19 protein-coding genes, 3 tRNA genes and 1 pseudogene are annotated in these 25042 nt (G+C 72.2%); 11 read left to right on the top strand and 12 right to left on the bottom strand.

Annotated features, from left to right (window positions below; all coding sequences use genetic code 11):
- Positions 1 to 59: 59 nt before the first annotated feature.
- Genes nirD through F4556_RS24950 form a run of 3 tightly spaced genes read right to left on the bottom strand, consistent with a single transcriptional unit; the run spans position 60 to position 4299 of the window.
- The gene (nirD, locus tag F4556_RS24940; protein WP_184919759.1) at positions 60 to 407 is read right to left on the bottom strand and encodes a nitrite reductase small subunit NirD; all 348 of its coding nucleotides are present in this window, start codon (positions 405 to 407) and stop codon (positions 60 to 62) included.
- Positions 404 to 3028, bottom strand: a complete 2625-nt coding sequence (gene nirB / locus F4556_RS24945; RefSeq protein WP_246511080.1) for a nitrite reductase large subunit NirB — start codon at positions 3026 to 3028, stop codon at positions 404 to 406. The genes nirD and nirB overlap by 4 nt, the downstream gene beginning before the upstream one ends.
- The gene (locus F4556_RS24950) at positions 3025 to 4299 is read right to left on the bottom strand and encodes an NAD(P)/FAD-dependent oxidoreductase (protein WP_184919761.1); all 1275 of its coding nucleotides are present in this window, start codon (positions 4297 to 4299) and stop codon (positions 3025 to 3027) included. Before F4556_RS24950 ends, nirB begins: the two co-directional genes overlap by 4 nt.
- A gap of 185 nt (positions 4300 to 4484) precedes the next feature.
- Between F4556_RS24950 and F4556_RS24955 the strand changes: the two are divergent.
- Positions 4485 to 4760 (top strand): annotated as a pseudogene (locus F4556_RS24955) (MarR family winged helix-turn-helix transcriptional regulator); the annotation flags it as partial.
- 20 nt (positions 4761 to 4780) lie between these two features.
- On the opposite strand, the gene F4556_RS24960 reads toward F4556_RS24955, so the two are convergent.
- From F4556_RS24960 to F4556_RS24970, 3 genes are all read right to left on the bottom strand, one after another.
- Positions 4781 to 5770 (bottom strand): ParB/RepB/Spo0J family partition protein, encoded by a 990-nt coding sequence (locus F4556_RS24960; protein WP_184919765.1) that lies wholly within the window; start codon positions 5768 to 5770, stop codon positions 4781 to 4783.
- Positions 5767 to 6921 carry a ParA family protein gene (locus F4556_RS24965; RefSeq protein WP_184919767.1) on the bottom strand — a complete coding sequence of 385 codons (1155 nt, stop codon included), beginning with the start codon at positions 6919 to 6921 and terminating at the stop codon, positions 5767 to 5769. Before F4556_RS24965 ends, F4556_RS24960 begins: the two co-directional genes overlap by 4 nt.
- A gap of 123 nt (positions 6922 to 7044) precedes the next feature.
- Entirely contained in the window at positions 7045 to 8010 is a 966-nt protein-coding gene (locus tag F4556_RS24970; protein WP_184919769.1) for a GlxA family transcriptional regulator, read from the bottom strand.
- A 120-nt stretch (positions 8011 to 8130) separates the two neighbouring features.
- On the opposite strand from F4556_RS24970, the gene F4556_RS24975 reads away from it, so the two are divergent.
- The gene (locus F4556_RS24975) at positions 8131 to 9060 is read left to right on the top strand and encodes an NADP-dependent oxidoreductase (RefSeq protein ID WP_184925126.1); all 930 of its coding nucleotides are present in this window, start codon (positions 8131 to 8133) and stop codon (positions 9058 to 9060) included.
- Positions 9061 to 9220: 160 nt separating this feature from the next.
- Here the strand turns inward: F4556_RS24975 and F4556_RS24980 are convergent, their stop codons facing one another.
- Positions 9221 to 11293, bottom strand: coding sequence for a molybdopterin oxidoreductase family protein (locus F4556_RS24980; RefSeq protein ID WP_184919771.1), 2073 nt, complete (start codon positions 11291 to 11293; stop codon positions 9221 to 9223).
- A gap of 162 nt (positions 11294 to 11455) precedes the next feature.
- Here F4556_RS24980 and F4556_RS24985 point away from each other — a divergent pair, with 162 nt between their 5' ends.
- From F4556_RS24985 to F4556_RS25000, 4 genes are all read left to right on the top strand, one after another.
- A complete protein-coding gene (locus F4556_RS24985; RefSeq protein WP_184919773.1) occupies positions 11456 to 12226 on the top strand; it encodes a sirohydrochlorin chelatase in 771 nt (256 codons plus the stop codon).
- Positions 12227 to 12281: 55 nt separating this feature from the next.
- Complete coding sequence (locus F4556_RS24990) at positions 12282 to 13559, top strand: deoxyguanosinetriphosphate triphosphohydrolase (RefSeq protein ID WP_184919775.1); 1278 nt, start codon at positions 12282 to 12284, stop codon at positions 13557 to 13559.
- A 9-nt stretch (positions 13560 to 13568) separates the two neighbouring features.
- Positions 13569 to 15470 carry a DNA primase gene (dnaG, locus tag F4556_RS24995; protein WP_184919777.1) on the top strand — a complete coding sequence of 634 codons (1902 nt, stop codon included), beginning with the start codon at positions 13569 to 13571 and terminating at the stop codon, positions 15468 to 15470.
- A 92-nt stretch (positions 15471 to 15562) separates the two neighbouring features.
- Complete coding sequence (locus F4556_RS25000; RefSeq protein ID WP_376775746.1) at positions 15563 to 16666, top strand: RNA polymerase sigma factor; 1104 nt, start codon at positions 15563 to 15565, stop codon at positions 16664 to 16666.
- Between the two features lie 2 nt (positions 16667 to 16668).
- Here F4556_RS25000 and F4556_RS25005 read toward each other — a convergent pair whose 3' ends face one another.
- Together F4556_RS25005 and F4556_RS25010 are read right to left on the bottom strand one after the other, a co-directional pair.
- Positions 16669 to 18102, bottom strand: coding sequence for an FGGY family carbohydrate kinase (locus F4556_RS25005; protein ID WP_184919781.1), 1434 nt, complete (start codon positions 18100 to 18102; stop codon positions 16669 to 16671).
- Between the two features lie 94 nt (positions 18103 to 18196).
- Complete coding sequence (locus tag F4556_RS25010) at positions 18197 to 18490, bottom strand: hypothetical protein (protein ID WP_184919783.1); 294 nt, start codon at positions 18488 to 18490, stop codon at positions 18197 to 18199.
- A gap of 311 nt (positions 18491 to 18801) precedes the next feature.
- Here F4556_RS25010 and F4556_RS25015 point away from each other — a divergent pair.
- Positions 18802 to 18874: transfer RNA gene (locus F4556_RS25015), tRNA-Asn, on the top strand.
- Between the two features lie 35 nt (positions 18875 to 18909).
- Positions 18910 to 18982: transfer RNA gene (locus F4556_RS25020), tRNA-Asn, on the top strand.
- A 96-nt stretch (positions 18983 to 19078) separates the two neighbouring features.
- Here the strand turns inward: F4556_RS25020 and F4556_RS25025 are convergent.
- Both F4556_RS25025 and F4556_RS25030 read right to left on the bottom strand, forming a co-directional pair.
- A complete protein-coding gene (locus F4556_RS25025) occupies positions 19079 to 19837 on the bottom strand; it encodes a trypsin-like serine peptidase (RefSeq protein WP_184919785.1) in 759 nt (252 codons plus the stop codon).
- An 83-nt stretch (positions 19838 to 19920) separates the two neighbouring features.
- Positions 19921 to 20793 (bottom strand): trypsin-like serine peptidase, encoded by an 873-nt coding sequence (locus F4556_RS25030; protein WP_184919787.1) that lies wholly within the window; start codon positions 20791 to 20793, stop codon positions 19921 to 19923.
- Positions 20794 to 21016: 223 nt separating this feature from the next.
- Here F4556_RS25030 and F4556_RS25035 point away from each other — a divergent pair.
- Both F4556_RS25035 and F4556_RS25040 read left to right on the top strand, forming a co-directional pair.
- Positions 21017 to 21090: transfer RNA gene (locus F4556_RS25035), tRNA-Ile, on the top strand.
- 274 nt (positions 21091 to 21364) lie between these two features.
- Positions 21365 to 22768, top strand: coding sequence for a hypothetical protein (locus tag F4556_RS25040; protein ID WP_184919789.1), 1404 nt, complete (start codon positions 21365 to 21367; stop codon positions 22766 to 22768).
- Between the two features lie 64 nt (positions 22769 to 22832).
- Here the strand turns inward: F4556_RS25040 and F4556_RS25045 are convergent, their stop codons facing one another.
- Positions 22833 to 24458: a site-specific integrase gene (locus F4556_RS25045; RefSeq protein WP_184919791.1), complete on the bottom strand. Its 1626-nt coding sequence runs from the start codon at positions 24456 to 24458 to the stop codon at positions 22833 to 22835.
- 290 nt (positions 24459 to 24748) lie between these two features.
- Here F4556_RS25045 and F4556_RS25050 point away from each other — a divergent pair, with 290 nt between their 5' ends.
- Positions 24749 to 25006, top strand: coding sequence for a DNA-binding protein (locus tag F4556_RS25050; protein ID WP_246511081.1), 258 nt, complete (start codon positions 24749 to 24751; stop codon positions 25004 to 25006).
- The last annotated feature ends 36 nt before the right edge of the window (positions 25007 to 25042 follow it).

Below are 25042 nucleotides of genomic sequence, written 5' to 3' on the forward strand. Positions count from 1 at the left end.
GCGGGCCCGGTGGCCGTGGATCAGGGCGTTGTCCACGGCCACCGGAGTCTGAGGCGGGCTCAGCCCAGCCGGACGGTGTGCACGGCGATCGCGACCGCCGGGTCGTCCAGGCACTCGCCGGTGCTGAGGTCGAACCGCTGCTTGAGCAGCGGCGAGGCGACGTACACCCGGCCCTCGGCGGTGGAGCCGAGCAGGCCCCGGGAGAGTACGTAGGCGCCGGTGAACGGGTCCCGGTTGGCGACCGCGTAGAGGGTGCCCTGCCGGTCGGTGAAGACCGCGGCCTGGCTGCCGTCCGGGAGCAGGACGGCGACTCCCCGGCCCGGGGTGAGGCGGTCGCGGTCGCAGACCGCGACCCAGCCCTCGGGGGTCTGCAGTTCGACCCGGGCGGTGGCGGTGACGGTGGTCATCGGATCTCCAGGAGGTCGGCGGAGAGGGTGGCGAGCAGGTCCTCGGCGGTGGCCAGCACGCCGAGGTCGGGCTTGACCTGGTCGCGCTCGGGGGTGAACCGGATGCTCGGGTCCGGCACGCCGGGGGCGTTGACGAAGGAGACGAAGCGCTGCAGACGGTCCTGGTCGGCCAGGGTGGCGGCCCACTCGTCCTGGTAGTCCGTCACGTGATTGGCCATCAGGGCCTCCAGGTCGGCGGCGAGGCCGAGGCTGTCCTCGACCACCACCTGCCGGACGTGCTCCAGGCCGCCGTCGATCCGCTCCAGCCAGGCGGAGGTGCGCTCCAGGCGGTCGGCGGTGCGGATGTAGAACATCAGGAAGCGGTCGATCAGCCGGATCAGTTCCTCGTCGGTGAGGTCCTGGGCCAGCAGGTCGGCGTGCCGGGGGGTGGCACCGCCGTTGCCGCCGACGTACAGGTTCCAGCCGTTCGAGGTGGCGATCACGCCGAAGTCCTTGCCCCGGGCCTCGGCGCACTCGCGGGCGCAGCCGGAGACCGCCGACTTGAGCTTGTGCGGCGAGCGCAGGCCCCGGTAGCGCAGCTCCAGGTGGATCGCCATCGCCACCGAGTCCTGCACGCCGTACCGGCACCAGGTGGACCCGACGCAGGACTTGACGGTGCGCAGCGACTTCCCGTACGCGTGTCCTGACTCGAAGCCGGCCGCCACCAGGCGGGCCCAGATCAGCGGCAGCTGGTCGACGGCCGCGCCGAACAGGTCGATCCGCTGGCCGCCGGTGATCTTGGTGTAGAGCCCGAAGTCCCGGGCCACCTCACCGATCACGATCAGCTTCTCGGGGGTGATCTCGCCGCCCGGGATGCGCGGGACGACCGAGTAGGAGCCGTTCCGCTGGAGGTTGGCCAGGAAGTGGTCGTTGGTGTCCTGGAGCGCGGCCTGCTCGCCGTCCAGGATGTGCCCGGAGGCGGCCAGCTCGGGGGCCAGCGAGGCGATGATCGAGCCGACGGTGGGCTTGCAGACCTCGCAGCCCTCGCCCGCCAGCCGGCCGTGCTCGGCGAGCAGCTGACGGTGCGTCGCGATCCGCTTCACCCGGACGATCTCGTACAGCTCGGCGCGGGTGTGCGCGAAGCAGGGGCAGAGGCCCTTGTCGACCTCGACGCCGCTGGCCTCCAGCTCGTCGGTGACGATGGTGGAGAGCAGCTTGAGGCAGGAGCCGCAGCCGGTGCCAGCCTTGGTGCACTTCTTTACCTCGGGCACGGTGCCGCACTGGTGGTCCGTCACCGCCGCCCGGACGGCGCCCTTGGTGACGTTGTGGCAGTTGCAGACCACCGCGTCGTCGGGCAGCGCCGAGCTGCCGAGCGAGACCGGTGCGCCCAGGCCGGCCGGGAGCACCAGGGACTCGGCCGGGACGGGCAGCGGGGTGCCGGTGCCGGTCAGCGGGCGGAGCGAGGAGTACGCCTCCGCGTCGCCGACCAGGATGCCGCCGAGCAGCGCGCCCTCGGCGGTGACCACCAGCTTCTTGTAGATGCCGGAGCGGGAGTCGGAGTAGACCACGTCGAGCGCGCCCGGGGTGGTGCCGAAGGCGTCGCCGAAGCTGGCCACGTCCACGCCGAGCAGCTTGAGCTTGGTGGAGAGGTCGGCGCCGGTGAACTCCTTGGCGGCCTGCCCGGCGAGCTGGTGCGCGACGGTGGTGGCCATCTCGTAGCCCGGAGCGACCAGGCCGTAGACCCGGCCGTCCACCGCGAGGGCGCACTCGCCGATCGCGTAGACGGCCTCGTCGGAGGTGCGGCAGAGCGCGTCGACCGCGATGCCGCCGCGCTCACCGACCGTCAGACCGCAGTCCCTGGCCAGCTGGTCGCGCGGGCGGACGCCGGCCGAGAAGACCACCAGGTCGGTGTCGATCTGCTCGCCGTTGGTGAAGGTCATCCCGCTGGCGGCGCCCTCGGTGACCACGATCGCGTTGGTGCCGACCCCGGTGTGGACGGTGACGCCCATCTCCTCGATGGTCCGCCGCAGCGCTTCGCCGCCGCCCTCGTCCACCTGGACGGGCATCAGGCGCGGCGCGAACTCCACCACGTGGGTCTCCAGCCCGAGGCCCTTGAGCGCACCGGCCGCCTCCAGACCGAGCAGCCCGCCGCCGACCACCGCGCCGACCTTGCGGTCCGCCGCGTACGCCTCGATCGCGTGCAGGTCCTCGATGGTGCGGTAGACGAAGCAGCCGTCGGCGTCCTTGCCCTGGACCGGCGGGACGAAGGGGTACGAGCCGGTGGCCAGCACCAGGGTGTCGTACGCCACGGTGTGCCCGGCGGCGGTGGTGACGGTCCGTCCGGCCCGGTCGACCTCGGTGACCGGCGAGTTCAGGTGCAGCTCGAAGCCGTGGGCGTCCAGGAAGCCGGGCTCGCCGAGCAGCAGGTCCTCCGGGGTCCTGCCCGAGAAGTACGAGGTCAGCGCGACCCGGTCGTAGGCCGGGCGGGGCTCCTCGGCGAGCACGACGACGCGGAAGCGGTCGGCGGCACCGGTGTCGGCCAGGGCTTCCAGGAAGCGGTGGCCGACCATGCCGTAGCCGACCAGGACGACGGTGGGCTTGGTGGTGGTCATCGGGCTGGCCTTCATCTGGTTGGTCGTCATCGGGAGGGCCCTCCGGGGGTTGTGCTCCGGGTGGTGAGCAGGTGGAGCGGGTGGGCGGAGAGGGCCTCGTCGCCCTCCCAGGTGTGGGCGAGTTGCCCGACGGTGTCGAGATCGCCGAGCAGGACGCCGCCGACCAGCCGGTCGCCGGTCTCGTCCCGGCGGACGATCACCTTGCGGTAGCTGCCCCGGCCGGCGTCGGCGAGGCGGACCACCCGGTCCTCGGGGCTGGGGCTGGTGACGCCGAAGGCGGCGATGTCCAGCGGGCCCCGGGCGGGGGTGGCGGCCAGCGTGAGGCGGGTGAGCAGCCGGCTGCCCCGGTAGACGGCCGGCCGGCCGGTGAGCACCTGGGCCAGCACGTCGGCCTGCTCGAAGGCGGGCCCGGCCAGACCGTAGACGGTGCCGTCGTGCTCGGCGCAGTCGCCCAGCGCGTGGATGTGCGGGTCGTCGGTGCGCAGCAGGTCGTCGACCAGCACGCCCCGGCGGACCTTGATCCCGGCGGCCTGCGCCAGTCCGGTCCTGGGGCGGACGCCGACCGCGATGACCAGCAGGTCGGCCTCCAGCCGGAAGCCGTCGGCCAGTTCGACCCCGGTGACGGCCCGGTCGGTGGTGAGCACCGAGCGGACCCGGCACTCGGTGTGCACCTCGACGCCCAGCTCGGTCAGATGGGCCCGGAGCAGCTCGCCCGCCTCCGGGTCGAGGTGACGCTCCAGCAGGTGCTCGCCCTGGTGGGCCAGCACCACCGGGATGCCGCGCGCGGCCAGCGCCCGGGCGGCGCTCACCCCGAGCAGTCCGCCGCCGACCACCACGGCCTGCCGGGTTCCGGGCAGCCGGGCGTCGATGTCGGCGCAGTCCGCCATGGTGCGGAAGGCGAAGACCCCGGCGGGGAGTTCGTGGCGTTCGCGGCCCGCGAGGGAGTCGTCGAACAGGCCGCGCAGCGGGGGCAGCACCGGGTTGCTCCCGGTGGCCAGCACCAGGTCGCCGTACCCGAGCTCCGCGCCGTCGTCGCACAGCACCCGGCGCTGCTCGCGGTCGATCCGCACCGCCCGGGCCCGGCGCCGCTCGACCGTCGCCGGCAGCGCGGCCAGCTCGGCGATCTCCGGCGCGTACCGCCCGGCCAGCACCTCGGCGAGCAGCACCCTGTTGTACGGGCGGTGCTCCTCCTCGGCGAGCAGCAGCACCTCGCGCCCGCCGTGCAGCGCGAGCTGCTGGGCGAGTCGGTGACCGGCCATACCTGCGCCGACCACGACCACTCGGGAATCGGTTGCCGTCATGCCGATGAGCATGATTCGGCGGTGTTACCCGGCCGGGGCCGCGCTGTTTCACGGGCGGAACTTCGACCTCAAACGGCCGGGCGGGAGGGTGTGAGCCCTTCGGGCGGCTACCCGTCGCCCACCTGCGCAACGCGATGTGCCACCGCCCGCCGCACACGGGCTTCGAGATCCGCACGGTGGCTGACGGACCGGTGACCACGATGGGCATCTCCCGGCAGAGCGTGCAGCGGATCGCCGACCTGCTGGTCGCGGACGGCCTGGCCGAGTACCGCCCCAACCCGGCACACCGCCGGGCCAAGCTGCCCGCCCCGACCGAGGCGGGCCTCGCGGCCGTCCGCCGGATCACCCCGGGCCGCGCGGAGCTCGCCGCCCGGCTCAGCGAACTCCTGGGCGGCGAGGCGGAGTTCCGCCGGGTGGCGGACACCCTGGAGCGGCTCGGGCAGGCCCTCGACCGGCTCTGAGGGCCGGCTCTGATGCCGGGTCAGGCCAGGGCGCAGAGGGCGTCGAGCAAGGCGGTGAACGTCTGGTCGTCCAGCCCCTGCCGGAGGGTCGCGGCCTGCTCGGCCGGGGTGGCACCGAGCGTGGCCAGCAGCTCGGCCGCCGAGGGCCCGCCCGGCGTCGGGCTGTTTCCCTGGCGGGGGACGGGGCCGCTCCCGGCGGTGTTGTCCGCGGACAACATCCGTTCCTTGGCGACGCCGAGCAGCGCCCGTTCGTTCTCCCGCCTGGCCTTCTCGTCGCCCTTGAGCCTGGCTTCCAGGGCCAGCAGGTCACGGGCCGTCAGGGAGTCGTCCTCCTTGACGGCCCGGGCCAGCCGGCGGGCGTACCGCTCGGCCATCCGGCCCTCGATCAGCATCAGCTGGATCTCCTCGGGCAGGGTGAGCAGGGCGATCTGGTTCCCGACCCAGGAGCGGTCCCGGCCCCGGCGGCGGGCCACCTCGGCGGCGTTGCCCTCGCACTCGTCCAGCAGGTGCTTGACGCCCCGGGCCCGCTCGATGACGTTGAAGTCCTCGCGGTCCTCGTTCTCCAGCAGGAGGTTGTCGATGAAGTCCGCGCGGCTGGCCGCGAGGTCGTCCCGGACCACGAAGTCGAGCTGCGCGAGACCCACCAGCAGGGCGGCCCGGTACCGGCGCTCACCGTTCAGGATGACGTACTCGGCCGCGCCCAGCTGCGGCGCGATGAGCGGCCACAGCCGCAGGTACGCCTCCCGGGTGACCGCCACGCAGGCGGTCAGCTGCCGCTGGGCGAGGCTGTTCCCGAGCGCGACCTGGGAGTCGTGGCTGCCGAAGTCGAGCCGGGGGTTGGTGGCGGCCGGTACGACCTTCGCCAGCTCGAGCCGGCGCAGCTCGTAGGCGGGGATCAGGCCCTCGGTGACGGCCTTGGCCTGGCCCCGCTCACTGCGGGAGCCGCGCGGGGCGCGGGGGCCGAGGCTGCCGAAGGCGCCGGTGCCGAGGCGGTCGGCGGTGCTGGTCACGGGGCGATCCTCCGGGCGATCGTGCGCATGAGCTCGGCCTGCTCACTGTCGGGCGCGTGGGTCAGCAGCGGGAGCTTCATCCGGACGGCCTCGCGCTGGTCCTTGAGGTCGGGGACGACGGCGAGCACCGGCGGCGTGCCGATCGACTCCCAGCCCTCCAGGGCGGATTTGACGACGAAGCCCTTGCGGGAGTCGAAGAGGTTGACGATGAAGCCGAGGTCGGCGATGTCGATGTCGAGGTCGTCGCAGAGCGAGTCGATCTGCTCGCGGAGCAGCTCGTAGGCGTCGGCCGAGGAGTCCTCCGCCTGGACCGGGATGATGATGCCGGAGTCGGCCGCGTCCTCCGCTTCGCGGGTGCGGACGTAGTAGAGCGCGGTGTCCATGGCGTAGCCGAGGCTGGGCGGGCAGTCGACGATGACGAAGTCGAAGTCCCGCTCGAGGTCGGCGAGCGCCTTCTCGAGGGCGCTCTCCTTGACCCGGACGGTGCGCGAGGTGACCAGCTTGGCGTCCAGCAGGAAGCCGTCGGTGCAGGCCGGCAGGAGGTGCAGCCGGCCGCCGAGGCCCTCCCCGTCGATCCGGATCAGGATGCTGCGCAGGTCGTGCTCGCCCTCCCCGACCATGACCTTGGTGAGGCTGCAGCCCTTGATCGGGACGTGGCGGTGGCCGAGCTGCTTGGTCAGATGGCCCTGCGGGTCGAAGTCGACTAGGCAGACCCGGAAGCCCGTCTCGGCGAGGGCGGCGGCGATCCCGGCGGCGAGCGCGGTTTTGCCCACGCCGCCCTTCTGGTTGCCCAGCGCGATCCGGCGCGGGCCGAGGGCGGCCCGCCGACGCTGGGGGAGCGGGTGGCTGTCGAGCCAGAGCCGGATCGACTGGGCGAGGCCCTGGGTGTACTGGATGCCCCGCTCGGAGCAGTCCGCCCGGAAGCCCCGGTACAGCTCGGAGGGGACGTGGGTGGAGAAGGAGGTACCGCGGGTGGTGTCGACGGGCGTGAGCGGTCCGGCGGTCCGACGCCACGCCAGGATGCCCTGGGTGACGGCGTCCTGGATGGCGACGCCGACGGTCGCGGCCCGGATCTTCAGCTCGCGCCTGAGCTGCGGGGGGAGCCTGGTGACGACCTTGTCCCGGTCGTCGGACGGACTTTGCACGGTCATGGGGGGAGTTAACCCCTGAGGCGCCGTCAGATCCCGCGACACGACCGGAATGTACGAAATATCAATGATTGTCCGTTCTGTTCGGCCCACCCGCCGAGGGTGTTGTCCGCGGACAACACCCTGCTAGGCGGCCGCGCGGGTGCGGAAGGCGGTGCGGTAGGCGGTGGGGGAGACTCCGACGGTGCCGGTCAGGTGCTGGCGGAGCGAGACGGCGGTGCCGAAGCCCGCCTCGGCGGCGACCTGGTCGACCGGCAGATCGGTGGTCTCCAGCAGGCGGCGGGCCCGGTCGACCCGGCGCTGGGTCAGCCACTGGCCGGGCGGCATGCCGACCTCCTCGCCGAACCGGCGGCAGAAGGTCCGTACGCTCATCCGGGCGTGCTCGGCCAACTCGGCCAGCGGGAGCGGGCGGTGCAGCTGCTCCAGGGCCCAGACCCGGGTGGCGGCGGTGGACGCGGTGGCGGGTTCGGGCAGCGGGCGGTCGATGTACTGGGCCTGCCCGCCCTCGCGCCAGGGCGGCACCACGCAGAGCCGGGCCACCCGGTTGGCGATCTCGCTGCCGTGGTCGCGCCGGACCAGGTGCAGGCAGAGGTCGACCCCGGCGCCGACCCCGGCCGCCGTCAGCACCTGGCCGTCGTCGACGAACAGCACGTCGGCGTCCACCTCGATCTGCGGGAAGGTGCGCTGGAAGTGCGCGGCCTCGGTCCAGTGCGTGGTGGCCCGGCGGCCGTCCAGCAGGCCGGCGGCGGCGAGCACGTACGAGGCGGTGCAGATCGAGACGATCCTGGCCTGCGCGGGCAGCAGGGCCAGTGCCGCCGCCAGGTCGTCGGGCAGCCAGTCCAGCAGGCCGTCCGGACCGCAGGCGAACGGCGGGATCACCACGGTGTCGGCGGTCCGCAGCGCCTCGGCGCCGTGCGGCACGGTGATGGCGAAGTCGGCGGAGGTGCTCACCGGGCCGCCGTCCAGGCTGCAGGTGACCACCTCGTACAGCGGCTTGCCGTCCGGGTCCTCGGCGGTGCCGAAGATCCGGACCGGGATGCTCAGTTCGAAGGGGTAGACGCCGTCAAGGGCCAGGACCACGACACGATGCATGGCAGGATTCTTTCAGATATCGGCAATCTTGCCACTCGTTCCGCCCGCAATGCTGCGGGATCTTGGTGTCAGGCGGCCGGAGCGGCTGCCGAAAACCCTTGAGGAGCAGCGGAGATGACGATGCGTGCGATCGGTCAGGACGAGTTCGGTGGCCCCGAGGTGCTCAAGGTCGTCGAGGTGGAGCGCCCGGAGCCCGGCGTCGCCGAGGTGCTGGTGCGGGTGCACGCGGCCGGGGTCAACCCGACCGACTCGTGGCACCGGGGGAGCGGCGGCCTGCGGGAGGAGATCGTCCGGCTCGGCTGGGACGTCTCCGGCGTGGTCGAGGCGGTCGGCATCGGGGTGACCACGCTGGCCGTGGGCGACGAGGTGTTCGGTATGCCGCGCCACCCGGCGGTCGCCGGGACGTACGCCGAGTACGTCACCTCGCCCGCCAGGCACCTGGTCCGCAAGCCCGCCGGGCTCGACCACACCGAGGCGGCGGCCCTTCCGCTGACCGGGATGACCGCCTGGCAGGCCCTGGTGGACACCGCCGACGTGCGGCCCGGGCAGCGGGTGCTGATCCACGCCGCCGCGGGCGGGGTCGGCCACCTCGCGGTGCAGATCGCCAAGGCGCGCGGCGCGTACGTGATCGGCACCGCCCGGGCGGCCAAGCACGACTTCCTGCGCGGGCTCGGCGCGGACGAGCTGATCGACTACACCGAGGCCGACTTCGAGACCGCGACCGGCCCGGTGGACGTGGTGATCGACACCATCGGCGGCGAGTACGGGCCCCGCTCGCTGCGGGCGCTGCGCGAGGGCGGCATCCTGGTCTCGCTCGCCTCCCCGGCCGAGGCGTACCTGGCCGAGCAGGCCCGCCCGCTGGGCAAGCGGGCCGGCTTCATGGCCGTCGAGGCCGATCAGGCCGGCCTGCGGGAGCTGGTCGCGCTGGTCGAGGCCGGGCAGCTGCGGCCGGTGCTGGACACCGTCGTGCCGCTCGAACTCGCCTCCAAGGCGCACGAGTTGCTGGACACCGGGCGGGTCCAGGGCAAGATCGTGCTGACCGTGGTCTAGGGGCGGTCTCCCGATTCCCGCCGGGCTCGCGGCGCCGGAGCACGCACCTCGCCGGCTTCTCGTCGGTCGCCGATGCGCTGCATCAGGCTCCCTCCTCGGCGCCGCCGATGCACGCACTCCAACACCGCGAGCTGATCCGACGCGAATCGGGAGACCGCCCCTAGGCGACGGCCTCCAGCCGGACGGCGCAGACCTTGAACTCCGGCATCCGGGAGGTCGGGTCCAGCGCCGGGTTGGTGTGCACGTTGGCGTTGGCCTCGCCGGGCCAGTGGAACGGCATGAAGACGGTGTCGGGCCGGATCGCGGTGGTCAGCCGGGCGGGGGTGACGGTCCGTCCGCGTCGGCTCACCACCGCGACCCGGTCCCCGTCCGCCACGCCGAGCCGCTCGGCCAGCTGCGGGTGCAGCTCGACGAAGGCGCCCGGTGCGGCGGCGTTCAGGGCCTCGACCCGGCGGGTCTGGGCGCCGGACTGGTACTGGGCCAGTACCCGTCCGGTGGTCAGCCGCACCGGGTACTCGGCGTCCGGCTCCTCGGCCGCCGGGCGGTGCTGGACCGGGGTGAACCTGGCCCGGCCGTCCGGGGTGGCGAAGCGGTCCAGGAACAGCCGGGGGGTGCCCGGGTGGTCGCCGTCCGGGCAGGGCCAGAACACCCCGTCCTGCTCGGCGATCCGGCGGTAGCTGATCCCCGCGTAGTCGGCCGCGCCGCCGCTGGAGGCCCGCCGCAGCTCCTCGAAGACCTTCTCGGCGTCGGTGTCGAAACCCTCGCCGTGGCCCAGCCGTCCGGCCAGCGCGTGCAGCACCTCCAGGTCGCTGCGGACACCCGGCGGAGCGTCGACCGCCTTGCGGCGCAGGATGACCCGGCCCTCCAGGTTGGTCAGGGTGCCGGTCTCCTCGGCCCACTGGGTGACCGGCAGCACCACGTCCGCCAGCGCGGCCGTCTCGGAGAGCACCACGTCGCTGACCGCCAGGAAGTCCAGCGAGCGCAGCCGCTCGGCGATGTGCGTGGAGTGCGGCGCGGAGACCACCGGATTGGAGCCCATCAGCAGCAGCGAGCGGACCGAGGTGCCGAGCGAGTCCAGCAGCTCGTACGCGCTCGGGCCCGGGCCCGGCAGGCTGTCGGGGTGCACGCCCCAGACCGCCGCGACGTGCGCGCGGGCCGCCGGGTCGTCCAACTTCCGGTAGCCGGGCAGCTGGTCGGCCTTCTGGCCGTGCTCGCGGCCGCCCTGGCCGTTGCCCTGGCCGGTCAGGCAACCGTAACCCGCGTACGGGCGGCCCGCGTTGCCGGTGGCCAGGCAGAGGTTGATCCAGGCGCTCACCGTGTCGGTGCCCTTGGCCTGCTGCTCGGGGCCGCGCGCGGTGAGCACCATCGCGGTCTCCGCGGCGCAGAACATCCCGGCGGCCTCCCGCAGTTGGGGCAGCGGCACGCCGGTGACCGCCTCCACGTGCTCGGGCCAGTGCGCCATCGCCGCCGCCCGGGTCTCCGGCCAGCCGGTGGTGCGCTCGGCGATGAACGCCTCGTCGGTGCGGCCGTCCGCGACCACCAGGTGCAGCAGGCCGAGGGCCAGCGCCAGGTCGGTGCCGGGGCGCGGCGCCAGGTGCAGGTCGGCCAGCTCGGCGGTCCTGGTCCGGCGCGGGTCGACCACGATCAACGTGCCGCCGTTGTCCTGGAGTTCGCGCAGGTAGCGGACGAACGGCGGCATCGTCTCGGCCGGGTTCCCGCCGACCAGGATCACGCAGCCCGCCTTCGGGATGTCCGCCACCGGGAAGGGCAGCCCGCGGTCCAGGCCGAAGGCCCTGATCCCGCCGGCCGCCGCCGAGGACATGCAGAACCGGCCGTTGTAGTCGATGGTCGAGGTGCGCAGCACCACCCGGGCGAACTTGCCCAGCAGGTAAGCCTTCTCGTTGGTCAGTCCGCCACCGCCGAACACGCCCACGGCGTCCCGTCCGTGGGCGGCGGCGGTGGCCGACAGCTCGGTGGCGATCCGGTCCAGCGCCTCGCCCCAGCCCGCCGGGCGCAGCTCGCCGTCCACCCGCACCAGCGGGGTGGTCAGCCGGGCGCCGGGCGCGAGCACCGCGGCGGCGTTCGATCCCTTGCCGCACAGCGCGCCGAGGTTGACCGGGAAGCCGGGTCGCTCCACCACCTCCACCGGAACTGCGCCCCCCGTGCGGCGCAGGCCCATGCCGCACTGCAGGGCGCAGTACGGGCAGTGCGTGTCAGTGGCAGTCTCGCTCATGGCCGCCAGCTTGCTACGGCGCTGTTTCGGTTCGGGGCCCGCCCGGTTACAGCTGCTGTTCACGGCCCTCTCCCGGGCCGCCCGGGCCGCTGTGAGGACGGGTTCATCAATGGTGACGGTCGGGCAACGGGGCCGAAACAGCCGACGGGCAGGCTGGTCCGCATGACGACGACCCCCACCGTACGGGTGCTGCACGCCCGCCGCCGCCCGGCCCTGGTCCTGGTCGCGCACGGCTCTCGGGATCCGGAGACGTCGGCCGAGATCCACCGCCTGCTGGCCGTGCTGCGCGCCGCCCGCCCCGAACTCGACGTACGGCTCGCCCACTTGGGCCTGAACAGCCCGCTGCTCCCCGAGGTGCTGGACGGCCTGAGCGGCCCGGCCGTGCTGGTCCCGCTGCTGCTCAGCCGGGGCTACCACGTCAAGGTCGACCTGCCCGCCCTGCTCGCCGCCGCCCCCCAGGTGGCCGGGGTGATCGCCCCGCCGCTCGGGCCCGACCCGCTGCTCACCGACGTCCTGCACAGCCGCCTGCTCGAAGCCGGCTGGGGCCCGGACGGCGACGCCGTGGTGCTCGCCGCCGCCGGCTCCCGCGACCCGGACGCCGCCGTCGACACCGAGACCCAGGCCGCCCTGCTCGCCGCCCGCCTCGGCGTCCCGGTCCGCACCGGCGCCGTCACCGGCGGCCGCTCGGTCGCCGAGGCCGTCGCCCGGCTCACCGCCGAGGGCCACCGCCGGGTCGCCGTCGCCTCCTACTTCACCGCCCCGGGCGACTTCGCCCGCCTCGCCGCCGCCGCGGGCACCTGGATCACGGCCGCCCCGTTGGGCGCGCACCCCGCGATCGTGGACCTGATCCTCACCCGTTACCGGTTGTCGAGCCCCGCAGGGGCTCGGGGAACGGCGACGCCAACCTCAGGAGCGTTGCACACCGTTCGTTAACCCGTACCCCGCACCTCCTCCAGAATGTCCCCGCCCCGGCGTACGGTGCTCGTATATGAACGACACCACGTACGACCCCGCCGCCGAAGCCCGCTGGGTGCCCGAGCCCGACAAGCGGCCCGGCCGGACGGCGTTCCAGCGTGACCGCGCCCGCGTGCTGCACTCCGCCGCGCTCCGCCGGCTGGCCGGCACCACCCAGGTGGTCGCCCCGATGCGCAGCGACTTCCCCCGTACCCGGCTCACCCACTCACTCGAATGCGCCCAGGTGGGGCGGGAGTTGGGTGCGGCGCTGGGCTGCGACCCCGACCTGGTGGAGACCGGCTGCCTCGCTCACGACATCGGGCACCCGCCGTTCGGCCACACCGGCGAGGAGGCGCTCGACCAGGCCGCCGAGTCCTGCGGCGGCTTCGAGGGCAACGCCCAGTCGCTCCGGATCCTGACCCGCCTGGAGCCCAAGCGCTTCGCCCCGCTGGACGAGGAGCCGGCCCGGCTGGCCCCCTGGCCGGGCCGCAGCGTCGGTCTCAACCTGACCCGGGCCGCCCTGGACGCCGCCACCAAGTACCCGTGGCCACGCGGCGCGCACCCGACCGACCCGGGCTCCACCAAGTACGGGGTCTACGGCGACGACCTCCCGGTCTTCCGCTGGCTGCGCACCGGCGCGCCCGCCGACCGGAAGTGCTTCGAGGCCACCGTGATGGACTGGTCCGACGACGTGGCGTACTCCACCCACGACGTCGAGGACGGCATCCAGGCCGGCCACATCGACCTGGCCGCGCTGCGCTCCGCCGAGGAGCGGGCCGAGCTGTTCAAGATCGCCGAGCGGTACGCCGAGGCCGAGCCCGAGGAGTTCGGCGCCGCGCTGGACCGGCTGCAGGCCGAGGAGTGGTGGCCCCGGGCGTACGACGGTTCGGCCCGCGCCAGGGCCGGGCTGAAGGACCTGACCAGCAAGCTGATCGGCCGGTTCTGCCTGGCCGCCGAGCAGGCCACCCGGGCCCGCTACGGCCCGGGCCCGCTCACCCGGTACGCCGCCGAGCTGGTGGTCCCGACCGGGGTGCGGATCGAGTGCGCGGTGCTCAAGGCCGTCGCGGTCCGCTACGTGATGCAGCGCGACGAGCAGGCCCAGCTCCGCTCCCGGCAGCGGATCGTGATCGCCGAGCTGGCCGAGACGCTGACCCGCACCGCGCCGTACGGGCTCGACCCGGTGTTCGCCGCGCTGTACGAGGAGGCCGAGGACGACCGGGCCGCGCTGCGCGCGGTGATCGACCAGATCGCCACCCTCACCGACGCCTCCGCTCTCGCCCTGCACGGCCGCCTTGTCACGCCGGGGCCGTAGACTTCCGGGGTGGCCGGGCGGATCAGGGACGAAGATGTACAAGCGGTGCGTAACGCACTGCCGATCGACGCTGTCGTCAACGACTACGTCCAGCTGACCAACGGGGGCGGGGTCCAGCTCAAGGGCGTCTGCCCGTTCCACGACGAGAAGTCCGCCTCGTTCTACGTGCACCCGAGCAAGGGCGTCTTCCACTGCTTCGGCTGCGGCGAGAGCGGCGACTCGATCACCTTCCTGATGAAGATCGAGCACTTCTCCTTCGCCGAGGCCGTCGAGCGGATGGCCGCCCAGGCGGGCATCACCCTGCGGTACGAGGAGGGCGGCTACTCGCCCCGGCACCAGAAGGGCGAGCGGACCAGGCTGGTCGAGGCCCACAAGGTCGCCGCCGACTGGTACCAGGAGCAGCTGGAGACGCCCGAGGCCGAGATCGGCCGCACCTTCCTGGCCGAGCGCGGCTTCGACGCCGAGGCGGCCAAGCACTTCGGGGTCGGCTACGCCCCGGTGGGCTGGGAGCACCTGGTCCGCTACCTGCGCGGCAAGGGCTTCTCGGACAAGGAGATCCTGCTCGGCGGCCTGGCCTCGCAGGGCCAGCGCGGCGGCCTGATCGACCGCTTCCGGGGCCGACTGGTCTGGCCGATCCGGGACACCACCGGCGAGGTGATCGGCTTCGGCGCCCGCCGGCTGCGCGAGGACGACAACGGGCCGAAGTACCTGAACACCCCCGAGACGCCGATCTACAAGAAGTCCAACGTGCTGTACGGCCTCGACCTGGCGAAGAAGGAGATCGCCAAGTCCGGCCGGGCGGTGGTGGTCGAGGGCTACACCGATGTGATGGCCTGTCACCTCGCGGGCGTCACCAGCGCGGTGGCCACCTGTGGCACCTCCTTCGGTGAGGACCACATCAAGATCATCCGTCGGCTGCTGATGGACACCTCCCAGTATCGGGGCGAGACGGTCTTCACCTTCGACGGCGACGCCGCCGGGCAGAAGGCCGCGCTGCGGGCCTTCGAGGACGACCAGAAGTTCGCCGCCCGCACCTCCATCGCGATCACCCCGGGCGGTATGGACCCGTGCGAGCTGCGGCTCACCAAGGGCGACGACGCGGTCCGCGAGCTGATCGAGAATCCGGTCCCGCTCTTCGAGTTCGCCCTCCGCTCGGCCGTCGAACGCCACCGGGTGGACACCGCCGAGGGCCGGGCGGCGGCGCTGGAGGAGGCGTCGAAGATCATCACGAAGATCAAGGACCGCTCGATCCAGCACGAGTACGCCGTCCAGCTGGCCGGTCTGCTCGGCATCCTGGACGAGCAGTTCGTGGTCCGCCGGATCTCCCAGCTCGCCCGCTGGCAGCGCGACAACCCGCAGCAGCAGCGCCAGCAGCCGCGCCGCACCGGCGCCCCCGAGCCGACCCCGACGGTCCGCCCGCTGTTCCGCCTGGACCCCAAGGACCCGGCCCAGTTCGTCGAGCGCGAGCTGCTCAAGCTCGCCCTCCAGCACCCCGACCTGGTCAGCCCCGCCTTCGACAACTACGGCGACGAGGAGTTCCCCACCCCGCCGTACACCGCCGTCCGCCGGGCCATCCGGCAGGCCGGCGGTGCCGCGTACGGGGCCACCCTGCCGGACTTCACCTCCGCGGTCCGCGAGGCCTGCCCCGACGACCAGGTCCGCTCCCTGGTCACCGAGTTGACCGTCGAGCCGATCCGCACCCGGCGGGCCCCCGACGTCATCTACGCGGGCGAGTTCCTGGTCAAGCTCCGCATGCAGGCGGTCGACCGCCGGATCGCCGAGGTCCGCGCCCAGCTCCAACGCCTGGGCAACCGCGGCACCCCGGAGCAACTCACCGCCGTCCAGGGCGAACTCTGGGCCCTCCAGCAGTACGCCCAGACCCTCCGCACCCACGGCGCCGCGGGCCTCTAGGTCGGCACATGGTGCGGTAGCCAGGGGCTCGGGGAACTGCGACGCCAGCCTCAGGGGCGTTCAACGTACGTACCGGGTCAGGCACTTTCGCAGTGACCCGAGCGCCAGATCTCCTCGCAGTTCCCCGAGCCCCTGGTCTCACATGGCTGATCAGCTGCCTATGCGGGTACCCCCTTGCTGTGGCGCGGTTCCCCCACGAGCCGCGCGTCGGCCGAGAGAGGGATGCGCCTGTGGACCTTTCCGCTGCACAACCGGCCGTCGTGGGGCCGGAGTTCACCGAGTCGTCCGGGCCGGCGGCCGACCTGCTCCGGCAGTACCTGCGCGAGATCGGCCGGATCCGCCTGCTCACCGCCGTCGAGGAGGTGGAGCTGGCCCGGCAGATCGAGGCGGGCCTGTTCGCCGAGCAGGCGCTCGGCCGGCCGGGCCAGGAGGAGCCGCTGAGGCGGGAGTTGGAGCACCTGGTGCTGCTCGGCCGGCGGGCCAAGCGCCGCCTGATCGAGGCCAACCTCCGCCTGGTGGTCTCGGTCGCCAAGCGGTACGTCGGCCGCGGGCTGACCCTGCTCGACTTGGTCCAGGAGGGGAACCTCGGGCTGATCCGGGCGGTGGAGAAGTTCGACTACGCGCGCGGCTACAAGTTCTCCACGTACGCCACCTGGTGGATCCGGCAGGCGATGAGCCGGGCGCTGGCCGACCAGGCCAGGACGATCCGGGTGCCGGTGCACGTCGTGGAGCTGATCAACCGGGTGATCCGGGTGCAGCGCACCCTGCTGCAGGAGCGCGGCGCCGAGCCCAGCCCCGCCGAGGTGGGTGCGGTGCTGGAGCTGTCGGAGACCAGGGTGATGGAGGTGCTCCGGCTGGCCCAGGAGCCGGTCTCGCTGCACACCCCGGTCGGGGAGGAGGACGAGGTCGCGCTCGGCGACCTGATCGAGGACGCCGACGCGGCCTCGCCGGTGGAGACCGCCGCCTTCCTGCTGCTCCGCGAACACCTGGACGCGGTGCTGGCCACCCTCGGTGAGCGCGAGCGTCAAGTCGTCCAGCTCCGTTACGGGTTGGACGACGGGCACCCGCGCACGCTGGAGGAGATCGGCCACCTGTTCGGCGTCACCCGGGAACGCATCCGGCAGATCGAGGCCAAGACCCTGAGCCGCCTGCGCGCGCACTCCTTCACCGATCAGCTCCGGGCCTACCTGGACTGAGCTCAGTCGGCCAGTTCCGGGTGCACCTGGTCCCGGACCGTCCGGTACTGCTGGCGGACCGAGCTGCCGATCGCCAGGTCGTGGTCCTTGTCGGCGACCAGGGTGACCGCCTCCGGCAGCTCCCACTGCGGCGGCTCCGCCGTGCCGGCCAGCGCCCAGGCGGCCTGCCGGGCGGCGCCCCGGGCGGCGTGGTCCCCGGCGGGCGGTATCACCACGGGCAGGCCGAAGATCAGCGGAGCGGCGTCCCGGACGGCGGGCAGCCGTCCGACCGCGCCGAGCAGGAAGACCCGACGGACCGTCACACCGTTGTCGCGCAGCACGTCCAGCGCGTCCGCGACGTTGCAGAGCATGCCCTCCACGGCGGCCCTGGCCAGGTGCTGAGGGGTCATCGACTCGGCCCGAAGGCCCGTCAGGGTGCCTGCGGCGTGCGGCAGCCGGGGCGTCCGCTCCCCGTCCAGGTACGGCAGCAGCACCAGGCCGTACGAGCCGGGGGAGGACTGCAGGGCCAGCTCGCTCAGCCCGGCCAGGTCGGTGCCGAGCAGCCCGGCCATCGAGCGGAGCACCTGGGCCGCGTTCAGGGTGCCGACCATCGGCAGGTGGCGGCCGGTCGCGTCGGCGAACGAGGAGATCGCGCCGGTGACGTCCACCACGGCCTGGTCGTGCACCGCGAAGACGGTGCCGTTGCCGCCGAGCGAGACCACCGCGTCGCCGGGGCCGAGCCCGAGGCCGAGCGCGGCGGCCATGTTGTCGCCGGTGCCGGCCGAGATCAGCAGGCCCTCGGGGGTGTGCCCGGCGGGCTCGGCCGGGCCCAGCACGTCCGGCACCTGGAGCTGGTGCCCGAGGGCGAGCTCGATCAGGTCCTGACGGTACTCGCCGGTGACCGGTGACCAGTACCCGGTGCCGGAGGCGTCGCCCCGGTCGGTGGTCCGGCGCTTGGGGTGGCCGAGCAGCTGCCAGACCAGCCAGTCGTGCGGCAGCAGCACCTCGGCGATCCGCTTGGCCGAGGCCGGTTCGAACTCGGCCAGCCAGCGCAGCTTGGCCACCGTGTAGGTCGGCGCGGGCACCGAGCCGATCGCCCGCACCCACGGCTCGGGGCCGCCCAGCGCGTCGATCAGCTGCGCGGCGGCCCCCGCCGACCTCGGGTCGTTCCACAGCAGTGCCGGGCGGACCAGCACCCCGCCCGCGTCCAGCCCGATCAGCCCGTGCTGCTGGGCGGAGACCCCGATCGCCCGGACGCCCTCCAGCAGGCCCCCGGTGGCCGCCTCGCCGAGCGAGTGCAGCCACAGCTGGGGGTCGGTCTCGGTGGCCCGGGGGTCGCCGCCCTCGGGCACGGGATGCGGTGCCCGACCGTCCCGCAGGACGGCGCCGGTGTCGGCGTCGCACGCGACGATCCGGGTGCGAGTGGTGGAGCTGTCGATGCCCGCAACGATGGCCATGTCGAGATCATGCCTCAGCTCGGCACCCGGACGGAGCCGACCGGGCGAAGTGTTGCCCACTCACTGCCCGGATCCCCGGTACGGACGCCTGTCACTACGGGCGGTACGTACCCCAGCTGTCGTCCTCGGCGCCCTTGGCGCTGAGGTACGGGACTCGGTCGGTGAGCGCGTTCGGCAGCCGGTCGCCGACCTTGCCCGCCACCGCGCCGGCCGCCTTCCCGGCCACCAGACCGGCCTGGTGCTTGGCCTTGCCCGCCACGTCCTGCACCTTGGGGTTCTGCGCCACCTGCCGGGCCGCCCCGGCGATCTGCTCGTAACGCTTGCGGCCTGCCTTGGCGCCCAGGACGTAACCGACCCCGACCCCCACGACGAACGTCAGCTTCCACATGCTCGGTCTCCACCCTTCCTTGCGGACCCTGCCGCGTTGCCCTGCGTGCCCTACCCGTCCGGCCCGGCGGCGAACCGCCCGGCAGAAGGCGGGCCCGAGGCACCCGGGCCCGCCAGGCTCCAGCATCCCCGCCGGGCGCCCGGGTCGCCCGCCGGGCGCGCCGGGGGAGCCCCGACCGGCCGTGCTTCCGGTCCCTCCCGGAGGGCCGGGGCGAAAGCGATTGGCGGACCACCCCCCTGAGTGCGCTAATGTATGACCCGCAGCGAGCGCCGAAGCCCGGATCACCGATCCGGACCCGGTTGCAAGCTCGGTCCCCCATAGCTCAATTGGCAGAGCAGCCGACTGTTAATCGGCAGGTTATTGGTTCGAGTCCAATTGGGGGAGCGGTAAGGTTCCCACCTGATCCACCAGATATGCATTCCCCCATAGCTCAATTGGCAGAGCAGCCGACTGTTAATCGGCAGGTTATTGGTTCGAGTCCAATTGGGGGAGCTTCACCGGCAGTTGAGGTGAGTTGCGTAGAGCGAAGGCCCTTCGGATCGCCGAAGGGCCTTCGTGTTTCCCAGGTCCGTCCCGGGCTCTTCCCGGTCAGGCCGTGGCGCGGTGGTAGAGCTCACTCACCCGGTGGTCGAAGGTGATGCTGTACGAGGTCCGCTCGGTGGCCCCGCCCTCCTGGTAGCCGCCGATCACGCCGACCACCTCACCGGCCCCGGTCAGCCAGGGACTGCCGCTGGTGCCGTCGGTGTAGCCGTGGCAGTCGAACCGCTCCTGGGTGCTGCTCTGCTCGGTGGTCCGGTTGCTGCAGGTGATCGGCTCCTCGGCCTCGTTCGGGTAGCCGGTGACCGACACCGGCAGCCCGAACCCCAGATCCGTACCGAGCCGGAACCCGCCCAGCACGTCCGCGATCTCCCGCCCCCCGGCCGGCGCCACGGTGAGGAACGCCACGTCGTACTCCGGGTCCGCCCGGTCCGTCCACCCCGGATCGACCACCACCTGACTCACCCGCCAACTCCCGTACGGCAGCTGCCCGTTGCGGTACCCCGGGGCGAACAGCAGATTGTCCATCCGGCCGAACGACGGGTGCTGCACACAGTGCGCGGCGGTCACCAGCAGATTCCGCCGCGGGCTGTCCACCACGCTCGCGGTGCAGGCCCGGGGGCCGTGCTCGCTGCCGACGAACAGGGTGCCGATCCGGTCCCCGATCGGGCTCGACGGTGCGGGCCTGGCGGACGGCGTGCCGTCCGCCGCCGGTGCGGTGGCGGCGGGCGCCTGCGTGCAGCCGGACAGTGCCAGCGGCACCGCGAGTGCCAGCCCGAGGGCAGCGCCGTGCCGCCGTACGCGTGTCATGCGGTCCGTCCTCAGCTGCCGGGGGTGCCTGTCGGCAAGATCTACCAGCCCGGGCCGCCGAAGCGCCAGCCTGCAGGTCGGCGCTACCCCGTCGCGCGGTTGTACAGCGCCTGCACCTGGTCGCCGAAGTAGCTGCTGTACGAGACGTCGGGGGTGTCCCCGCCCTCCTGGTAGCCGCCGATCACGCCGACCACCGTGCCCGTCTTCGTGTTCGGGTCGAAGTCGGTGACCCAGGGGCTGCCGCTGGTGCCGCCGGTGTAGTCCGGGCAGGCGATCCGCAGCTGGGTCGGGCTCTGCTCGGAGGTCATGTTGCCGCAGGTGATCGGGACCTCGCCGCTGCTCGGGTACCCCGTCACCTTCACCGGCAGCTGGTACCCCTTGTTGACGCCCAGCCGGTTGGCGCCGAGCACCTGCTGCACCTGCTGCCCGTTCTGCGGCTTCACGATCGCGAACGCCACGTCCATGTCCTGGTTGCCGCCGTCCGTCCAGCTCTGGTCGACCGTGATCGAGGCCAGCGGCCAGACCCCGCTGGGCGTCTCCCCGTCCCGGTAGCCGGGCACGAAGACCAGATCGCTGCGCTGGCCCGCGAGCGGGTCATGGACGCAGTGCGCGGCCGTCACGATCAGGTTCTGCCCGGCGCTGTCGACCACGCTGGCGGTGCAGAAGTGGTCGCCGTCCGAGTTGTGCGTGAACACCGCGCCGACCAGGGCGTTCAACGGGGTCGGCTTGGCGGTGCGGGTGGTGCCCGCGTGCTTGGCGATGGCGGCCTTGATCCGGTCCTTGCTCCACCCGTGCGCGGCGGCGGCCGCACTCGCGCTGCTCAGGTCCGCACCGGCCGGGAGGCTCTGGCTGCTCGCGGCGCTGCTGCTCGGCGCACTCGGCGCCGCCGCCCCCGACCCGCAGCCCGCCACCGCCAGCCCGAGCACCACCACACCGGCCGCCCACCTGCTGCGCACCGCCACCACCGCCCCTCGCGACCGGACCGACGAGCCTCCAGTCTTCAGCGGCCGCCCACCCGGCGCCCACCGCAGCTCACCCGGACGGGGAGCGCACGGCCCGCGCACCCGGATGCGCCCCCGGCGAGCACCATGACGGACCGACCGGCTATGCTGCGGAGGACGGCCCTGATGGGCCGTCTGCTGCTGCTCAGGCCGTTCCCGGCCGCGGGCACGGCGAACCGGGGCGGTAGCTCAGCCGGTTAGAGCAGGGGACTCATAATCCCTTGGTCGTGGGTTCGAGTCCCACCCGCCCCACCCCCGGTCATTGACGGTTCGTCACATAAAAGGACCAACTGACCTGCGAAAACGCCTACAGATCCGATCGGAACTGTAGAGCATCCAGCCCCTCCGCCACCGCATTCCGCGCCGAAGTTCACCCTCCTAGCGGACATCCAGCGGACATGGCGGAGGAGAGCGGACTTCTGAAAAGCTGCTCCCCGCGAGCGTGTAGCACCATGCCCAACGCCCGCCGACATGAAGCCGCCCCGGCCGGAGTAGCCCCCTGGCCGGGGGAGGGGAGGAGCAGTCTGTGATCAACCTCGAAGAGCTCGTGACCCGGGTCCACACCCCAGAGGTCCGACAGTTCGTCCGTGACGCCTACCGGGCCTACGCCAGCGGGATCCACCGCGCCGCGATCGTGCTCACCTGGACCGCGGTCTGCGCCGACGTGATGGCCAAGGCTCTGGTGCTCGCGGACGACGGCGAGCCGGAGGCGAAGGAGATCACCAAGAAGGTGCTGGAGGCCCAGACGCTCGCGGCCAGCACCGACCCGAAGGACCGGAAGAGCAGCATTGAGATCATGGGCGCTGTCGAGCGGGGGCTAGTTGACACTGCGCTGAAGTTGGAGCTGATCGACGCCTCCCAGCGCATCCAGCTGGACCGCCTGCACGAGGACCGCAACCAGAGTGCCCACCCCTCACTTCGGCCCCTCGGCGAGCCGTACGAGCCGACCGGTGACTACGCCCGCGCCCACCTGATGGCGGCCCTGGACGCGCTGCTGATCCACCCGCCCAGCCAGGGCCGCAAGGTGCTGAACAGCTTCATGCACCACGTCGCCGACCCGGCGTTCATCCTGCACCGCGGCCACCTCGTCCACACCTACTTCGACCGTGTCCGCCCCTCCGCCCGCTTCCGCGTGGTCGAGTTCGCGGCGAAGTTCGCCGCCCTCCAGATCGAAGATCCCAAGCTTGTGGTGCCGGCCAGCGTGTTCGCCGATCGGATGGCCGACTGCCTGCGTTGCTTCGCAGACCAGGACGCCACTGTGGTGGAGGAGAGCCTGGCCAAGCAGATGGACAAGCTCGCAGCAGCCGAGCCCGGTATCCAACTGTCGGCGCTTGCCCGGCTGGGCGACGTGCCCGCCTTCTGGAAGGTGCTCCCCGAGACCCTGCGGGGCCTCTTCGAGGCCCGGATCGTGCAGATCGGGGAGAACGGCAAGGAGCTGACCGCCTCCCTCACGACCGCGGAGACCAAGATGCTTGGCCTGGTCACCTACCCTGAGCTGAGGAAGTCCCTCCCTGAGCTGGAGACGGCCTTCGCGCAGCTGGCCTACCGGAGCAAGGTCGAGGTGATCAGCCTTCGGCCGGACCCGTACTACGTCTCGTTCTTGGTCGACGTCATCGGCGAGGTTCACAGTTACGACTCCGGGGACCTCGTCACGAGGAGCGGGGTGCTGCCGTGTGCCCCGTTCCTGAACGCGGAATCGCTGCCCGCTGTCTTGCGAGCCTGGTGGGACAACAGCCAGTGCTGGGGGCGACGCGTCAACGGCGTCCTGGAGCAGGTCTACGAGGCGACCGCCCACCTCGGCCCGGATCGCGACGCGATGTGGAAGCCGTTCGTGGAGGAGCTGAGGGAGTACGACGTCCTCTACCGGGACATCCTCCGTCGCTTCAACTGGCCGGCCCCGGCTCCGGAGCCGACGGCCACCAGCGAGTAGTAGAAGCGCAGCATGCAGAGGGGGCGGTGACCACCAGGTCACCGCCCCCTCTGGCGATAGGGGGTCAGGCCGGAACCAACTCGGCGGTCTTCGCCGCGAGCTTCTTCTGCTGGGCGCGGCGCAGCGCGGTGAGTCGGCCGCCGGTCGGTGCCAGCACCGGCACCGGAGCCGGTGCCTCGACGGGGGCGGGCTCGGGTACCGGGGCCTCGACGGGGGCGGGGCGGCCGGCGCGGGGGACGACGGCGAGGGCGGCTTCGGCCTGGGCCTGCTTCGCCTCCTCCAGGGTGTTGGTGTAGGTGTCGGCGGTGATCTGGATGCCGGAGTGGCCGAGCTGGTCGCTGATGTCCTTCATGTCGGCGCCGCCGTAGTGTGCGATGCACGCCGCGCCGTGGCGGAGGCCGTGGAGGGTGATCGGCGGCAGGTCCGCCAGCTCGACCAGCTTCGCGAAGCGATAGGTGAGGTAGTCGGGGTGGTACGCCTCGCCGTTCTCCTTGGTGAAGACGAGGCCGGTCTCCTTCCACGCCCGTCCGGCCTTCTTCCGCTGGACAGCCTGCCGGTCGTGGCGGTCGGCCAGGAGGCGGGCGCTCTCGGAGTCGAGGTTGATGGTCCGCTCGGAGTCCGCCTTCGGGGCGGTCTGGTAGAGCTGGCTGGCGATGTAGACGAGCTGCTGGCTGATGGTGACCTGCATCTGGTCGAGGTCGACCTCAGACCAGGGAAGCGCGCACGCTTCACCGCGGCGCGGGCCTCGCAGGGCCATGAAGTGCCACAGGTCGAACAGCTCGTCGTCGACGTAGGTGTCGAGGAACTCGCCGAGGAGCTGCGGTGTCCACACCATCACCTTGCCGGGGACCTCGCCGGTTGCCCGCCAGTGGGCGACGCGGGCCGGGGTCCACAGCAGTGGCTTGGGGGCCTTGACCTTGGGCAGGGTGACCAGCTCTGCCCAGTTCTTGCTGATCTCCTCGGCGAGGAGGGCGTCAGCGAGGGCGCTGCGGAGCGTGGCGAGGATGCGGTGCTGCGTGGTGGGGCCGGTGACCCGCTTCTTCTTCTTGCGCTCGACGGCCAGTAGCTCGCGGGCCTCCATCCAGGCGGCGCGCAGGACCGGCCGGTCCGCCTTGGAGCCTTCGCGCCAGGCGGCGCGCTTGCGCTCGCAGTCGGCGGTGAGGAGGTCGACGTAGTCGCGGTGGAGTTCGATCTCCGTGTTCCGGTCGGCGATCGAGGCGAACATGCCTTCGATGTGGGCCTTGCGGAGGTCCTTGCGGTCGATGAGCCCGATGTACGGGTTGATGTGCAGGTCGATGTGCTCGCGGTACTTGTTGGCCGTCCCGAGCGCGATGTCCTTCTTGCCCGTGATCCACCGCGAGAGGAAGTCGCCGGTGGTCTCCCGCACGCCTACGTCCAGGCCGTCCTGGTGCTGCTTCCACAGCTTCTTGCACTCGGCGGCGGCCTTCTTCTGGGTGGGGAAGCCGCCGGGGCGGAACCGCTGGCGCTTGCCGTCGGGGCCGGCGGGCAGTTCCAGGAAGAAGTGCCAGGTCCCGTGGTTCCGCTCGCTCAGGCGGGGGCATCCGGTGCCTAGGTAGCCGATCTTCTGGACGCCCTGCTCGTCGAGAACAGGCTTCCCCTTGAGCTTGCCGCGCCGGTGCCACTGGGGACCCTTGCACATGCACTTCTTGTAGGTCTTCTCCTCGAACATGTGTCCGAGCCTTGCCTTTCGCTCCGCTTCTTCGCTGGCCGTGGGCTGCCACGGACAGTCACTCGCATACGTGTTCTATTATGCCTTAATTTACACCGACCGTACGCACAACGGCCCTTGTCGCCAAGGGACTTGGCGGCAGGGTAGGGGTTTCATGCGGGTCGGCCGATTGTTGTATGTCAACTGACTTTGGTTATCCTTAGTTGTCCGTCGTTACCTTTACCGGCCTTTCCGGCCCGGGTACGCTGGACTCAAGTTGGCGCGGGGGAGAACGCGACAACGAACTGAACATGAAGATCGACAAGCCTGATGAGCGGGTCGTGAAGACCGAGCGGGGCATGACGCTGCGCGAGGTCCTGAGTCTGCCCGTCACGATCAACGTGACGACGGCGGCGAGCGCACTCGGGATGGGCCCGAACAAGGCGTACGAGGCGATCAAGGCGGGGACCTTCCCGCTGGACCTGATCGTCGTGAGCGGCACACGGCGTGTGCTCACCGCGTCCTTGTGGAGGCTCCTCCAAGTCGACGGACTTGTCATGGACTCGTGACGGGCGTCACGTGATGGTGACACTTTGAAGTGTCGC

It is taken from the genome of Kitasatospora gansuensis, from assembly GCF_014203705.1.
Classification (GTDB): Bacteria; Actinomycetota; Actinomycetes; order Streptomycetales; family Streptomycetaceae; genus Kitasatospora; species Kitasatospora gansuensis.